Origin of the sequence: Snodgrassella sp. ESL0324 (assembly GCF_013344955.1) — a bacterium.
GTDB classification, from domain to species: Bacteria; Pseudomonadota; Gammaproteobacteria; order Burkholderiales; family Neisseriaceae; genus Snodgrassella; species Snodgrassella alvi.
Window position 1 is genome coordinate 826,299 of the sequence record NZ_JAAEDS010000012.1, and the last position, 16,060, is coordinate 842,358.

The window sequence follows — 16,060 nt, forward strand, 5'->3', positions numbered from 1 at the left end:
TTTAAATTAAAGTTAATTATTAACTTAATGCTGCAGCATTAAGAATACCGATAGCCACAGACAAACCAAAAAACAGAATTCCGACTGCAATATTATTATTTACCAGTTCCTGATTAGCTTTAGGTATCAGCAAGGTAGCAATCAAATACACCAGAATCTGAATAATCATGGCTGCTATGCCCCAGATAATAAAACTGAGCAGATTAACTGATTGCAGCATACTGGAAGTCAGAGTGATGCAAAAACCGATCATTGAGCCGCTCAGTGAAACAGCACAGGCAATATTCCCCTGTTTAATTAATTTCAGCTCAGCTATAGGTGTAATACGCATATATAACAAAGCAAATGCGATTAGCATGGATAGCGCCACCACAAAATATTTTAAATATTGGAGATATTGCAATAAAGGAATTGTCATTATTTATTATCCCGATTATTTCTGATGTTAAACATACCGTATAATAATTATTTTGTATAGTATTGAATTTACTTTAATATGCATAAATTTAACATCTGAATATAACTATTGCCTTATCAGTATATACAGTTTAGTCAGACAGGATGCCTCACAGCAGCCTGTGCCTGAAGCAGACAAAATGAATAAAAGGATAAACGGTGAATCCTGCTTTAATTGTATCGGTATTTGTGGTAGCCAGCTGCGGTCTGGCATATGAACTGATTATTGCTGCTCTGGCCAGTTATCTGCTTGGTGATTCGATACTTCAGTTTTCTTCAATTATCGGCGTGTACATGTTTGCAATGGGTATCGGTGCACATATGACACGCTATATCAAGGACAAAGATGCATTAAGCCGTTTTATTGATATCGAAATTCTGGTGGGTATCGTTGGCGGTATTTCTGCGCTGCTGTTGTTTGTTCTGTTTGGCTTCTCTGAGACACCTTTTCGTTCGATACTGTACGGAATGGTACTGACCATTGGTATTGTTACCGGAATGGAACTGCCGCTGGTCATGCGGGTACTCAATTTACGGGAAGTTGAATTTAAAGAAGTCGTTAGCCGGGTGCTGACTTTTGATTATTTGGGCGCATTGGCTGTTTCCCTGCTCTTTCCTTTGATTCTGGCACCCAAACTCGGTATGGCCAGAAGTGCCCTGCTGTTCGGTATTCTGAATACGGTTGTTGCATTATTAACTGCACGGTTATTTAAAAAAAACTTACGCCGCTACCGCAGCCTGTATCTGCGCGGTAATGTGGTTCTGCTTATTCTGATTCTTCTTTTCTGCTATGCCAATAAAATTACCGATAAGGCAGAACAGCATTATTTCGGCGATCCGGTCGTATACAGCACAGCCTCTCCTTATCAGCGTCTGGTCATTACAAAATGGCATAATGATACCCGTTTATTTATCAACGGCAATTTACAATTTTCTTCAATGGATGAAGCCCGTTATCACGAAGCACTGGTCTTGCCGGTAATGGAACAGAATCCTCAGACTGCCAGCGTTCTGATACTGGGCGGCGGTGACGGACTGGCTGCTCGTGAAGTACTGAAATACCCTCAGGTTAAGCAGGTTACTCTGGTCGATCTGGATGCCAGCATGACTAAAGTATTCCGTAACTCTACTCATTTGCGCCAGCTAAACCAGAACTCACTGAATAATCCGAAAATGCATATTATCAATGCGGATGCGGCACAGTGGCTGGAACACAATCAGCAGAAATTTGATGCAATCATTATCGATTTTCCCGACCCGTCTAATTTTTCTCTGGGCAAGCTGTATTCAGTTCCGATGTACCGGATGGTTGCACAACATTTAAATCCGCAGGGCAATATCGTAGTGCAGTCCACTTCACCTTATTTTGCCCCGAATGCGTTCTGGTGTATTGTAAACACGCTGGAAACGGCCGGCTTAAAGACTCTGCCTTACCATGTTTATGTTCCGTCATTCGGTGAATGGGGTTATGTAATGGCAAATCAGAGCGGTGAATTTCTGATTCCTGATCATTATCAGGTACCAACACGCTATCTGGATGCCGATAGTACAAGAGAAATGTTTATTTTTCCGAAAGATATGCAACGCCGCTCTGTTGAACCCAATCATCTGAATACACAAAAGCTGGTAGAGTATTTTGAGGCTGACTGGCGCGCTGTCATGCGCTAAAGGAATAGCAGAAATGAAAATCAGTCGTCGCCGTTTTCTCAGCCATGTGCTCGGTGCCAGTATGGTAGGTCTAACCGGCTATGAGGCATGGCGCTATTTCAGACCCGGACAACCGCCAGTCAGTATAGATTTTCCCGGTAAGGCAACCGGCCATGCTATTCGTGATGCTCGTATAAATGTCCCGGCAGAGATACCCAGATTCAGTGTGAATACTGTGATTGTCGGCAGCGGGGCGGCAGCTCTGGCTGCGGCGTGGCAATTATCCAGACAAGGCATGCAGGATTATATTTTACTTGACGGGGCTGAACGCAATGGCAATAACCGCGGCGAACAGCAGTTTGGCGTAAACTATCCGACCGGAGCCCATTATCTGCCCCTGCCTTCGCCTGAATCAGAACATATTCGCGAACTACTTAGTGATTTACAGCTCTGTCAGCATGGTGTCTATGATGAACGGGCTTTGCTTCAAGTACCCAATGAGCGTCTGTTTTATCAGCAGCAATGGCAGAACGATTTACTGCCGCATACAGATGCCGACAGTAAACGCTTTTTTCAGTTTATACACAGGCTCAGTAGTCAGCGTGGTACGGATAGTAAGCGTTTATTCACTATTCCGCTTGATTTAGCCAGCATGGATAGCCAATGGCGCCGTCTGGAAAAAATAACATTTGCTGACTGGCTTGAGCAGCAAAACTATCGTTCGCCGACATTTTTATGGTATCTGGACTATTGCTGCCGTGATGATTACGGACAAGGTATCAGACAAATCAGTGCCTGGGCAGGTTTGCACTATTTTTGTGCGCGCGGTAATCAGCAAAATGAGCATGGCACAATAATGACATGGCCTGATGGTTTGAATGAACTGTCACAACGGATACGCACATTCTGCCGCCTGCATCCGGCAACCAGTCTGGCGGATATTAGTTTGCCACGCACTCAGCCATATAGTATCAATGCCTTTGCTGTTTCAATTGAGGAGCATAATCAGGGTGTTCGCCTGCTTATCTGTACAGAGCGGCAACAATATTACTGGCTTGAAGCTCAGCATGTTGTATGTGCCATGCCACTTTATATTGCAGCCCATGTGGTTAAAGATATTCAGCAGTACGGATTCAAACCGGATATTCATATGCCGCAATATGCACCATGGATTGTGGCAAATTTTCTGCTGCGTGGTTTTCCGGCAGAACGCAAGGGCAGCAAACTCGCCTGGGATAATATCCTCTATCAGGGGAAAGGACTGGGTTATGTGGTGGCAACCCACCAGCAAATCCGGCAGGGTCCACCGACCTATACCTCATTTACCGCCTATACTGCGCTGAATCATGATACCCCTGCTAATGTGCGCCGCTGGATGCTGTCTGCCTCAACCGATGAAATTTATCAATGTGCGGCCGCAGAACTGGAGCAAATCTATGGAGTTAAACTACGCCGGCGTATGTTGCAGGCGCGTTTAAGTTTACGTGGCCATGCCATGGCTGTACCGCAACCGGGCTATCTGTCCAATCAGGGTTTACAGTCACTGCGTACTTATACCGGTCGCTTACAGTTTGCACACAGTGATTTATCCGGTTATTCGATTTTTGAAGAAGCCTGCTACTGGGGTAAACGTGCGGCAGTTCAGATACTGGCACAACACTAATATGCGGTATCAGAACAAACAAACAGCCTGCTGCCAGAAATATGGCAGCAGGCTGTTTGATTCAGATAACAAACTTTCTAAACTTCAAGATAATCCATAATACTTTGTGCCGCATCACGACCTTCGGCAATAGCAGTAACCACCAAGTCAGAACCACGGGTAATATCACCACCGGCAAAAATTCTGGGGTTGGCTGTCTGCTGTTTATATTCACCACAAGTCTGAATCCGGCCGCGTTCATCCACAGTAACGCCAACACTGTTTAACCAGGGCATACTGTGCGGAGCAAAACCAAACGCCACAATCACCGCATCGCAGGCAATAACTTCTTCACTGCCGGCAACAATTTCAGCACGCCGGCGCCCGCGTTCATCCGGCGCACCCATTATGGTTTTTACTACCTGAATACCGCTTACTGTGCCATCAGCATCAGTCACTACTGCCTGTGGCTGCACATTGAATTTGAACTGAACACCTTCTTCACGCGCATTATTGAATTCTTTTTTTGACCCGGGCATATTGGCCGCATCGCGGCGATAGGCACAGATAACCTCTTTTGCCTGCTGACGTAAAGCTGTACGCACACAATCCATGGCAGTATCACCACCGCCAAGAACCACTACGCGCTTATCGGCCATAGAAACATAATCTTTACTGGGAATATTCAGCAAATGTTCGGTATTGCCAATTAAATAAGGTAATGCCAGATAAACACCAGCAGCATCTTCATTTTCAATACCTGCGCGCAGCCCCTGATAAGTACCCACACCCAGAAATACCGCATCATACTGCTGTTCGAGTTCTTGCAGGGTAACATCTTCACCTACTGTTACCCCCAGTCTGAACTCAATACCCATATCAGTCAGTACATGACGGCGGCGCATCATCACTTCTTTTTCCAGTTTAAAAGCCGGAATACCGAAAGTCAGTAAACCGCCGATTTCTGTCGCCCGTTCGTAAACTGTAACATCCACACCATTGCGAATCAGTACATCGGCACAGCCCAGCCCGGCCGGACCGGCACCGACTACCGCCACTTTTTTGCCTACTTTTTCCACCTTACTGATATCAGGATGCCATCCCTGTGCAAAAGCCTGTTCAGTAATGTATTTTTCAATGGCTCCAATCGTAACCGCTCCGAATTCAGCATTCAGTGTGCAATCACCTTCACACAAGCGGTCTTGCGGGCAAACCCGTCCGCAGACTTCCGGCAGACTATTGGTGGAGTGTGCCAGTTCAACTGCTTCGATAATTCTTCCTTCATTGGCCAGTCGCAGCCAGTTGGGAATATTATTGTGTAAAGGACATTTATTCTGACAGTACGGATTACCACAGGCCAGACAGCGGTCTGCCTGCGCAATAGCCTGTGCAGTAGTAAACGGCTGATAAATTTCCGCAAACTCATGCCGACGTACAGTCAGCGGTTCTTTCGGGGGATCCACACGCGGCACATCAATAAACTGATAAACATTTTCGCGTTGACTCATCTGGTGTTCCTTGCAATATTTCTAATTATTTCTGCATTATCCGGCGGGCTTACTGGGTCACTGCACGCAGTTCTGTAACTGTACGCGGCTTATGTCCCAGTAACGCATCAACATCATTGGCTTTCGGTTTAACCAGCACAAAACGGCTGACATAATTATCCCATTCTGCCAGAATGCGCTCCCCTAACGGACTGTGGGTATTTTCTACATGCTCGGCAATTAACCCGCGCAGATTTTCCTGATGCATAGTTAATTCACTGATATCCAGCCCTTCCACCAGCTCCGGATTGATCCGCTGTTTAAAGCAGCCGTCTACATCCAGTACATAGGCAAAGCCACCGGTCATACCGGCACCAAAATTAATTCCGGTTTTACCGAGTACGCATACCACACCACCAGTCATATATTCACAGCCATTGTCACCAATGCCTTCTACGACCACCGTAGCGCCGGAATTGCGCACAGCAAAACGTTCACCGGCCTTACCGGAAGCAAAAAGCTTGCCACCGGTAGCACCATACAGACAGGTATTGCCGATAATAGTCGTGTCCTCAGGACGGAAAGCTGTGCCGCCGTGCGGATGAATCACAATTTTGCCGCCGGCCATACCTTTACCCACATAATCGTTGGCATCCCCGGTGAGATATAAATTTACCGTTCCGGCCAGCCATACGCCAAAACTTTGTCCGGCTGTTCCGGTCAGATAAATATCAAAACGCTGAGGCACGTGACCGCGATTACCGTAAGTTTCCGCAATCCGGCCGGATAATGAGGCACCTACTGAACGGTCGGTATTATTAATATCATAATTTAATTCAACATCCTCACCGCTTTGTATCGCATCACCAATATCCTGCATGATGGTACGGTTAAGGCGCCCCGGATCAAACGGAGGATTGGTCTGGGTACAGTAGCGTGAGCTGCCATCCGGTACTTTCGGGGAATACAGCAGCTTGCTCAAATCCAGCGTACCTTGTTTAGGCGTAATTCCGGAAACAATTTCCAGTAACTCAGTACGGCCGATTAAATCAGTTAACTGAGTTACACCAAGCTGCGCCATAATTTCGCGGACATCCTGTGCAATGAATTTGAAATAATTCATTGCTTTCTCAGGCAGGCCGTGGAAATGTTCATGGCGCAAAGTATCATCCTGTGTCGCCACACCGGTAGCGCAGTTATTCAGATGGCAAATGCGCAGATAGCGGCAGCCCAGTGCAATCATCGGTCCGGTACCAAAACCAAAACTTTCAGCCCCCAGAATAGCTGCCTTCACAATATCCAGCCCGGTTTTCAAACCACCGTCAACCTGCAAGCGCACTTTGTGGCGCAGATTATTTTCTACCAGAGCCTGCTGAGTTTCAGCCAGACCCAGCTCCCACGGGCTGCCGGCGTATTTCACACTGGTTATCGGACTGGCACCGGTACCGCCGTCATAACCGGAAATAGTAATCAGATCGGCATATGCCTTAGCCACACCGGTAGCAATCGTACCCACACCCGGTAAAGACACCAGCTTAACTGAAATCAGCGCACGTGGATTAATCTGTTTCAAGTCAAAAATCAGCTGTGCCAAATCTTCAATTGAATAAATATCATGATGCGGTGGCGGCGAAATCAGCGTAGACCCGGGCACGGCAAAGCGCAGCTGAGCAATGTACGGAGTCACTTTATCCCCAGGTAACTGACCACCCTCGCCCGGCTTGGCACCCTGTGCCACTTTAATCTGAATAACATCAGCACTCATCAGATAAGCCGGTGTTACACCAAAACGGCCGGAAGCTACCTGTTTAATCCGTGATACCCGTTCAGTGCCGTAGCGGTTCGGATCTTCGCCCCCTTCTCCCGAATTGGAGAAACCACCCAGACGGTTCATCGCAGTAGCCAGCGCTTCATGCGCTTCCGGACTCAGTGCACCGATAGACATTGCCGCACTGTCAAAGCGCTTATACAGATTTTCTGCGGCTTCTACTTGTTCCAGTTTAACCGGCGTTGCATTATCAGTTTTCAGACGCAGCAAGTCTCGCAGCATAGCAGGCGGACGGTGGTTAACTGCATCTGCATAACGACGGTAACGGCTATAGTCTCCGGTATTTATGGCCGCCTGCAATGTATTCACCACCTCAGGATTATAGGCATGATACTCACCCTGCGGCTTGTATTTCAGATAACCGCCGATTTCCAGTCCGCGGCTTTTCTGCCATGCCCGCTTGTGAAGCCATCTGAGCTCATCATCCAGCTGGGCAAATGTTGCACCTTCAATCCGGTTAATCATATTCTTAAAGCATAACTGCATCACTTCGTGATGAAAGCCCACTGCTTCGAACAAACAGGCACAACGATAGGAAGAAATCGTTGAAATACCCATTTTGGAGATGATTTTATACAGCCCCTTGTTAATACCATTGCGGAAATTCAGCATTACCTGCCGTAATGGTTTGGTAATTGCACCTATGCTAACCATTCTGGCCAGACTTTCATACGCCAGATACGGATACACTGCCGTGGCACCCAGACCAATCAGTACCGCAAAATGGTGCGGATTACGTGCCGAGGCAGTTTCAACAATAATATTGGCATCACAGCGCAAATTGGTTTCGACCAGACGCTGCTGAATAGCACCGACACTGAAAACAGCAGGAATAGCAATAGCATTCCGGCTGACATTGCGGTCTGATATCACCAGCAGAACAGCACCGTTTCTGACAGCAGCCACAGCTTCATCGCATAAATGTACCAGCGCTTCCTGCAAACTGGTTTCATTCGGGTTATAGACAGCATCCAGATGATGATGCTGATAATGCTCAGCTGATAACTGCAATAACTGCTGCATATCAGAGTACAGCAATACCGGCGATTTAAAATTCACCCGATGTGACATTCCCTCAGCTTCAAAAAACACACTCATTTCGCGCCCGATACAAGTATTCAGGCTCATCACATGTTTTTCGCGCAAGGGGTCAATCGGCGGATTGGTTACCTGAGCAAAATACTGACGGAAATAGTCGTACAGTACCCTCGGTCGTTGTGACAACACCGCAAATGGCGTATCGTCACCCATTGATCCTACCGGTTCCTGTCCGTTTTCTCCCAGTATCCGCACCACATTTTCCAGCTCTTCCATGTCATAACCGAACAGTTTCTGGTAAACCAGCAACTGGTCTGCTGACAAACTGGAAGTACCGGCCTCTTCATCCGGCAGTTTTTCAAACGGAATCAGCGATAATACATTTTTATCCAGCCATTCTTTATACGGATGCCGGGTTTTCAGCTCAGTATTGATATCCGCTGAATGCATCAGCCGGCCTTCACGCGTATCAATCACCAGCAACTCACCCGGTCCGACACGGCCTTTTTCCAGTACTTCATCCGGTGCGTAATCCCAGATACCCACTTCAGAAGCAATCGTAATCAGTTTATCCTGAGTAATAACATAGCGCGCCGGCCGTAAACCATTTCTGTCCAGCGTACAGGCCGCATAGCGGCCGTCACTCAGTACAATACCGGCCGGACCGTCCCATGGTTCCATATGCATGGAATTAAAATCGTAAAATGCACGCAAATCCTCATCCATATCTGGATTGTGCTGCCATGCCGGCGGTACCAGCAGACGCATAGCCCGGAACAAATCCATACCGCCATTCACAAACAGCTCCAGCATATTGTCCAGAGAGCTGGAATCCGAACCGGTTTCATTTACAAACGGCGCAGCAGTCTGCAAATCGGGAATCAGCGGAGTATGGTATTTATACGAGCGTGCGCGCGCCCAGGCACGATTCCCTGAAATAGTATTAATTTCACCATTGTGTGCCAGATAACGGAATGGCTGTGCCAGCTGCCAGCGTGGCAATGTATTGGTTGAAAAGCGCTGGTGAAACAGACAAATAGCACTTTGCATGCGCAAATCAGCCAGATCAGGATAAAACCGCGGCAAATCCTTGGGCATACACAGCCCTTTATAAATCATCGTCTGATTGGATAAGCTGCAAATATAAAAATCACGATGATTAATCCGTTTTTCAACACGCCGGCGGGTCATAAACAGCCGCCGTTCCAAATCACGCGGCAGCCAGCCGGCAGGCGCATTAACAAACACCTGCTGAATATAAGGCATATCCGCCAGAGCAATGGAACCAAGCATTTTCGGATTAGTGGGAACAGGCCGCCAGAATGAAATATTCAGCGTTTCACGGGTCAGTTCTTCCTCAATTATTGCTTTATATTCTTCTAGCAAAGCCTCATCACGGGGAAAGAAAATCATCCCTACGGCAAAGTTTTTGGCCAGCGTAATTCCTTCTTCTTCGGCAACAGCCTGAAAGAATTTTTTCGGCATTTGCAGTAACAGGCCACAACCATCACCTGTTTTGCCATCCGATAAAATCGCACCGCGATGCTGCATGCGTGACAGCCCAAGAATTGCGGTACGCACCACCTTGTGGCTGGCTTCGCCTTCAATATTGGCAATCAATCCAAAACCGCAGTTTTCTTTTACCAGAGAGTGGTCGTATAAGCTGGACATCGGGAAACCTCATTTGCTGCACTAACTGCAAAGCACAAATTAATTAGACAAGGTAACAAACATACAAAAATTTACCTATAAGCGTCAAAACCTTTTTTCTCCGGCACCGCAAAAAAAACTCTGTGATTTCATTTAAATTTAGATTAAATCACTACGATAATCCGTTTTACTGCGTATAAAAATGGAATTGAGTACAATATCTGCTATTTTTCACCAATTTAGAGATAATTAATAAAAACTGCCTAAACAGCCAAAAAAATTGCCAAAAGCACAAATTATGCTATTGGCAAATTATTTTAATTGAGAATAATAATCAATTATTATTCTAATTCAACAATATAAAATTATCTGATTTAATTATTTCCGGCTTTAAATATAAAAAAACAGGCGCATCCTGTTTTTATACTTTTCGGCTGTAATAAATAAAAAAAGGGAGATGCCGGCATCTCCCCGATAAATATTATTCATTAACGACACCCGCATGTTCAGCCTGAACATCAGCATGATAACTGGAGCGTACCATGGCACCAATGGCACCATGCTTAAAGCCCATCTCGTAAGCACGCTTTTCAAACTCCTTAAACTGCTGCGGCGTAACATAACGCAATACCGGCAAATGGCTGTTACTTGGCTGCAAATACTGGCCGATAGTAATCATTTCCACATCATGAGCACGTAAATCCTGCATAACTTCCAGAATTTCCTCATCACTCTCTCCCAGCCCTACCATCAGACCGGATTTGGTCGCCACTTCCGGCCTTAATGCCTTGTACTGTTTCAGCAGTTTCAGTGAATGCTGATAATCGGCTCCGGGACGAGCCTGCTTATACAGGCGCGGTGCGGTTTCCAGATTGTGATTCAGTACATCCGGCGGTGTCTGTGCCAGAATATCCAGCGCAGTATCCAGACGGCCGCGAAAATCAGGCACCAGCACCTCAATCTGTGTATGCGGGCTTGACTCGCGGATGGCAGTAATGCAGTCGGCAAAATGCTGTGCCCCGCCATCGCGTAAGTCGTCACGGTCAACCGAAGTAATCACCACATAACGTAAATTCATTGCTTTCACTGAAGCAGCCAGATGCTTTGGTTCCTGCGGATCAAGCGGATTAGGACGGCCATGTCCCACATCACAGAACGGACAGCGGCGGGTGCAGATATCACCCATAATCATAAATGTTGCCGTACCCTTGCTGAAACATTCTCCAATATTCGGACAGCTGGCTTCTTCGCATACAGTATGCAGCTTCTGCTCACGCACAATGCTTTTAATTTCAAAAAACTTCTGGCTGCTTGGCAGCCGTGCCCGTATCCATTTCGGCTTTTTCAGTTTTTCTTCCAGCGGCACAACCTTAATCGGAATGCGCGCAGTTTTTTCTGCACCTTTATGTTTTACCCCTTGGCTGTTATCTTGATTCATAGTACAACTTTCTGTATAGATTTCCGCTCAGGCGGCGGTGCATTCAATTCTAAAGTCAGGTAGCCGGTTAAACGCTCAGCCACATCGGCCAGCTCAGGACAGGGTTTAACAAAATCCGCTATCTGGGTCATATGCAAACCGGCATAACCGCACGGATTAATATGTGTAAACGGAGTCAGATCCATATTCACATTCAGTGCCAGCCCGTGATACACCGCGCCTTGTTTAATACGCAGACCAAGCGAAGCAATTTTCTGACCGTTCACATAAACACCGGGACGTTTCGGATCATTTACCGCTGTGATTCCGTAATCAGCCAGCGTTGCAATAATACTGTTTTCCAGCCGGCTGACCAGTTCGCGCACAGTAATATGCCGGCGCTTGAAATCAATCAGCGTATATACCACCAGCTGCCCCGGACCGTGATAAGTAACCTGTCCGCCACGGTCAATCTGCACTACCTCGATATCATCATGCACCAGAATATGTTCGGGCTTACCAGCCATACCCTGAGTAAACACCGGCGGATGTTCAACTACCCATAATTCATCTTCAGTATCAGCCGTACGCTGTGCAGTAAATTCCTGCATAGCCGCAAAAACCGGCTGATAGGAGCGTAAACCCAGCTGCACCACTTTCATAGTACAACTTTCACCATCGGATGGCTGCTTAAAGCACGATAAATATTATCCAGCTGTTCCTGATTTTCAGCACGAACCACCACCGTTGCACTAATATAATTACCCTTACTGCTCGGACGGGTATTAATATTTTCTGCCGCTGTATCCGGTGCATGCTGCTGCACCACCTCCAGCACTTTAGCCTCAAATTCCGGATGCTGTGCACCCATTACCTTAATCGGGAAATCCAGCGGAAATTCAATAATACTGGTTTTCAGATTATCACTCATTTCTGTACCTTTCCTGTCTGCTCACGTTTGTACCATGTAAATCCCATGCAAAACAGGCTTATTCACGTAAAATTTTTTAATCCAAAGCTAAGAACAGCTGTACAGCCAGACTAAACACCTGTTTTTTGTGCCAGATAGGTCTGTAATCCCCGTTCGCGCAATACACAGCTCGGGCATTTACCACAACCGCCCTCTATACCATCATAACAGGTATGTGTGTGTTTCCGTACATAGTCCAGATAGCCCAGCTCATCCGCCAATGCCCATGTTTGCGCCTTATCCAGATACATCAGCGGCGTTATCAGCCTGAATTCATAATCCATAGCCAGATTCAGCGTTACATTCATAGACTGGACAAACACATTACGGCAATCAGGATAGCCGGAAAAATCTGTTTCACAAACACCAGCAATAACATCATGAATACCCTGACCCTTAGCGAAAATAGCCGCATAAAGTAAAAACAGCGCATTCCGTCCGTCGACAAAAGTATTGGGCAACCCTTCTGCCGGTGCTTCAATCGTCTGCTGTTTATCCATCAGCGCATTATGGGTAATACTTTGCAACAGCGACAAATCCATCACTGTCTGTGCCACACCCTGATCCTGTGCAATCCAGCGTGCTTTTTCCAGCTCAATCGCATGACGCTGACCATACTGAAACGTAATCGTCTGCACATTCTCACGCCCGTAAGCAGCAATAGCCTGCAACAGACAGGTAGTTGAGTCCTGACCGCCGGAAAAAATTACCAGCGCCTTAGAATATTGTTTCATTATCCAGATTCCTTAGTTTTGATTTCAGAACCAGCCGGAAAGCCCTCTTTCCGGCCGCCTGACGTGGGAGGTTTGCGAACCACGCAGTCATTTATTACAAATTATAAAACATTTGCCCTCTTATACTGACAGTTTGGTCACGAAAGCGTGTAAAACAGGTAAAATAACCGGCTTTATTGCTGATATTTCAAATACACAAACATGTTGGTACTGGGAATAGAATCTTCTTGTGATGAAACCGGCGTCGCCCTGTACGACAGCACGCACGGTCTGCTGGCTCATCAACTACATACACAAATTGCCATGCATGCAGAATATGGCGGTGTTGTGCCCGAATTGGCCAGCCGCGATCACATCCGCCGGCTGACACCGCTTACTCAGGCCTGTCTGCAAGAGGCAGATAAAACATACAGTGATATCGACGCTATTGCCTACACTCAGGGACCGGGTCTGGGCGGTGCACTTTTGGCCGGCGCCAGCTTTGCCAATGCTCTGGCATTCGCCCTGAACAAACCGGTTATTCCGGTACATCACCTTGAAGGACACATGCTCTCGCCATTACTGAGCGAAGACAAACCTGCCTTTCCCTTCGTCGCCTTACTGGTTTCCGGCGGACATACCCAGTTTATGGCCGTAAAAGGGATTGGCGACTATACCCTTCTGGGAGAAAGCATAGATGACGCTGCCGGAGAAGCTTTCGATAAAACCGCCAAACTGCTTGGCCTGCCTTATCCCGGCGGTGCCAAACTGTCTGAACTGGCCAGACTGGGACAACCGGGCAGCCTGCATTTTCCCCGCCCCATGCTGCATTCACACGACTTAAACATGAGTTTTTCCGGTTTAAAAACCGCAGTATTGACCGCAGTAAACAAAATCCGCACAGAAACAGGCTGTAAAGAACAGCTTCCGGAGCAAATTCGCAATGATATTTGCCGCGAATTTCAGAACGCCGTAGTAGATGTACTCACCAGCAAAGCCAAACAGGCATTAAAACAAACCGGTTATCAGCAGCTGGTTGTTGCCGGCGGTGTCGGCGCAAACTGGCAGTTACGCCAGAGCCTCAGCAACTTGCCGGGAATACAAACATTCTTTCCGCCAATGGCCTACTGCACAGATAATGGTGCCATGATTGCTTTTGCCGGCGCCATGCACCTGAGCAGCGCACAGCCTGCTGCCGGTTTTAATGTAAAGCCGCGCTGGCCGCTCAGCCAGATTGTTCAGTAATACCGTGCACCCTCAGCATGGTTAACCGTACAGATTAATATGATTGAAATTAAAAACCTTAGTTTACAACGTGGTAATAAACAACTTTTGAATAATGCCAGCCTGACCATCTATCCGGGTCAGCGTATCGGCCTGATTGGTAAAAACGGTACTGGCAAATCCAGTCTGTTTGCTCTGATTGAAGGTAAAATCAGCCATGACAGCGGTGATATCCGTTTACCCAAACACTGGCAACTGGCCACTGTCAAACAGGAAACACCTGCACTGGATATACCCGCGCTGGACTATGTGTTGCAGGGCGACAGCGAATTGCAGCAACTGCAACAGCTACTGCAACAGGCCGAAGATGACGACGACGGCTTCAAACAGGCAGAATATCATGCAAGGCTGGATGAAATCGGCGCATACAGTGCACCGGCACGTGCAGCCAAACTGCTCAACGGTCTTGGTTTCTCACAGCAGGAACAGCAGCAACCGGTAAAATCATTCAGCGGCGGCTGGCGTATGCGCCTGAATCTGGCTCAGGCACTGATGTGCCGTACGGATTTACTTCTGCTGGATGAACCTACCAACCATCTGGATCTGGAAACAGTATTGTGGCTGGAACAGCATCTGGCCGGTCTGGACACCACCCAGATAATCATTTCGCATGACCGTGATTTTCTGAATGCCACCACCACTCAGACAGTTGAACTGACACAACAGCAGCTTATCCTCTACGGCGGCAACTATGATTTTTATCAGCAGGAACGTGCACAGCGGCTGACTCAGCAGCAGGCTGCCTATCTTAAACAGCAGGCTCATATTCAGCACCTGCAATCCTTTATCGACCGCTTTAAAGCTAAAGCCACCAAGGCAGTACAGGCACAAAGCCGAATCAAAGCACTGGCACGGCTTGAACGCATTGCGCCGGCACATCTGGACAGTGAATTTTCGTTTCAGTTTGCACAGCCTGACCATCTGCCTAATCCGCTGCTGAAACTGGAACACATCAGCCTTGGCTATGGTGACAAAACCGTTCTGCACGATATCGACCTTTCAGTTGAATCCGGAGCACGTTATGGTCTGCTCGGGGTAAACGGCAGCGGTAAATCCACCCTTATCAAAGCCATTTCCGGCAGCCTGAAACCACTAAGCGGCCAGATTATCCGTGCGGAAAAACTCAAAATCGGCTATTTCGCCCAGCATCAGCTCGAAACATTGCGTGCAGACCAAAGTCCGGTCTGGCATATCCAGCAGCTGTCACCGGCCGTACGCGAACAGGAAATCCGCAACTTCCTCGGTAGCTTTGCCTTCATCGGTGATATGGCTTTACAACCAATTGCCCCTTTTTCCGGCGGTGAAAAAGCCCGTCTGGCACTGGCAATGATAGTCTGGCAAAAACCGAACCTGCTGCTACTGGACGAACCGACAAACCATCTTGATCTGGACATGCGCCATGCATTAACTGTAGCATTACAGACGTTTAAAGGCGCACTGATCGTAGTCTCTCACGACCGCAGCCTGCTTGAATCCACTACTGATGCCTTAATTTATCTCAGTGATGGCGAACTGAAACACTTTGATGGTGACCTGAGCAATTACCGCCAGTGGCGTTTAACTCAGGATCAGCATAACGGTGAACAGCCGCAGGATTCGCGTGATAATCACAATCGCAAAGAGCAGAAACGCATTGAAGCACAACAACGTCAGCAGCGTGCCCGTCTGATTAAACCGTTATTGAAAAATATCGAAAAAGCCGAACGGGATATGGGAAACTGGCAACAGCAACGCAAACAACATGAAGCGTTTCTTGCCAGTGAAGAAGCATATCTTGACGAAAATCAGACAAAATTACAACAAACCCTTACCCAATTGGCCGAGCTCAAAGTAAAATTAGCTCAGACTGAAGAAAAATGGCTTGAATGGCAGCAAGAAGTCGAAAACATTAACCAGACTACTTGAATTATTGCAGTATAAGGCTCAAT

At 47.2% G+C, this 16,060-nt stretch carries 11 protein-coding genes; 4 read left to right on the forward strand and 7 right to left on the reverse strand.

Going from position 1 to position 16,060, the window contains the following annotated elements; translation table 11 throughout:
* Nucleotides 1-19: 19 nt before the first annotated feature.
* Complete coding sequence (locus GYY70_RS05970) at nucleotides 20-418, reverse strand: DUF350 domain-containing protein (protein WP_041879341.1); 399 nt, start codon at nucleotides 416-418, stop codon at nucleotides 20-22.
* 197 nt (nucleotides 419-615) lie between these two features.
* Between GYY70_RS05970 and GYY70_RS05975 the strand changes: the two genes are divergently transcribed.
* Nucleotides 616-2,124 (forward strand): polyamine aminopropyltransferase, encoded by a 1,509-nt coding sequence (locus GYY70_RS05975; protein ID WP_084585861.1) that lies wholly within the window; start codon nucleotides 616-618, stop codon nucleotides 2,122-2,124.
* Between the two features lie 13 nt (nucleotides 2,125-2,137).
* A complete protein-coding gene (locus GYY70_RS05980) occupies nucleotides 2,138-3,766 on the forward strand; it encodes an FAD-dependent oxidoreductase (RefSeq protein WP_174831603.1) in 1,629 nt (542 codons plus the stop codon).
* 77 nt (nucleotides 3,767-3,843) lie between these two features.
* Here GYY70_RS05980 and GYY70_RS05985 read toward each other — a convergent pair whose 3' ends face one another.
* The 6 genes from GYY70_RS05985 to queC all read right to left on the reverse strand — a co-directional run bounded on the left by GYY70_RS05985 (nucleotide 3,844) and on the right by queC (nucleotide 12,869).
* Entirely contained in the window at nucleotides 3,844-5,253 is a 1,410-nt protein-coding gene (locus GYY70_RS05985) for an FAD-dependent oxidoreductase (protein WP_025330042.1), read from the reverse strand.
* A 49-nt stretch (nucleotides 5,254-5,302) separates the two neighbouring features.
* The gene (gene gltB / locus GYY70_RS05990; protein WP_037475329.1) at nucleotides 5,303-9,769 is read right to left on the reverse strand and encodes a glutamate synthase large subunit; all 4,467 of its coding nucleotides are present in this window, start codon (nucleotides 9,767-9,769) and stop codon (nucleotides 5,303-5,305) included.
* A gap of 460 nt (nucleotides 9,770-10,229) precedes the next feature.
* Nucleotides 10,230-11,186: a lipoyl synthase gene (lipA, locus tag GYY70_RS05995; protein WP_174831604.1), complete on the reverse strand. Its 957-nt coding sequence runs from the start codon at nucleotides 11,184-11,186 to the stop codon at nucleotides 10,230-10,232.
* Nucleotides 11,183-11,827: a lipoyl(octanoyl) transferase LipB gene (gene lipB, locus GYY70_RS06000; RefSeq protein WP_174831605.1), complete on the reverse strand. Its 645-nt coding sequence runs from the start codon at nucleotides 11,825-11,827 to the stop codon at nucleotides 11,183-11,185. Before lipB ends, lipA begins: the two co-directional genes overlap by 4 nt.
* A complete protein-coding gene (locus GYY70_RS06005; protein WP_025330038.1) occupies nucleotides 11,824-12,096 on the reverse strand; it encodes a YbeD family protein in 273 nt (90 codons plus the stop codon). The genes lipB and GYY70_RS06005 overlap by 4 nt, the downstream gene beginning before the upstream one ends.
* A gap of 110 nt (nucleotides 12,097-12,206) precedes the next feature.
* Nucleotides 12,207-12,869, reverse strand: coding sequence for a 7-cyano-7-deazaguanine synthase QueC (gene queC / locus GYY70_RS06010; protein WP_174831606.1), 663 nt, complete (start codon nucleotides 12,867-12,869; stop codon nucleotides 12,207-12,209).
* 201 nt (nucleotides 12,870-13,070) lie between these two features.
* Between queC and tsaD the strand changes: the two genes are divergently transcribed.
* Both tsaD and GYY70_RS06020 read left to right on the forward strand, forming a co-directional pair.
* The gene (gene tsaD, locus GYY70_RS06015; protein WP_037392266.1) at nucleotides 13,071-14,093 is read left to right on the forward strand and encodes a tRNA (adenosine(37)-N6)-threonylcarbamoyltransferase complex transferase subunit TsaD; all 1,023 of its coding nucleotides are present in this window, start codon (nucleotides 13,071-13,073) and stop codon (nucleotides 14,091-14,093) included.
* 39 nt (nucleotides 14,094-14,132) lie between these two features.
* Nucleotides 14,133-16,037, forward strand: a complete 1,905-nt coding sequence (locus tag GYY70_RS06020; protein WP_084585868.1) for an ATP-binding cassette domain-containing protein — start codon at nucleotides 14,133-14,135, stop codon at nucleotides 16,035-16,037.
* Nucleotides 16,038-16,060: the final 23 nt, after the last annotated feature.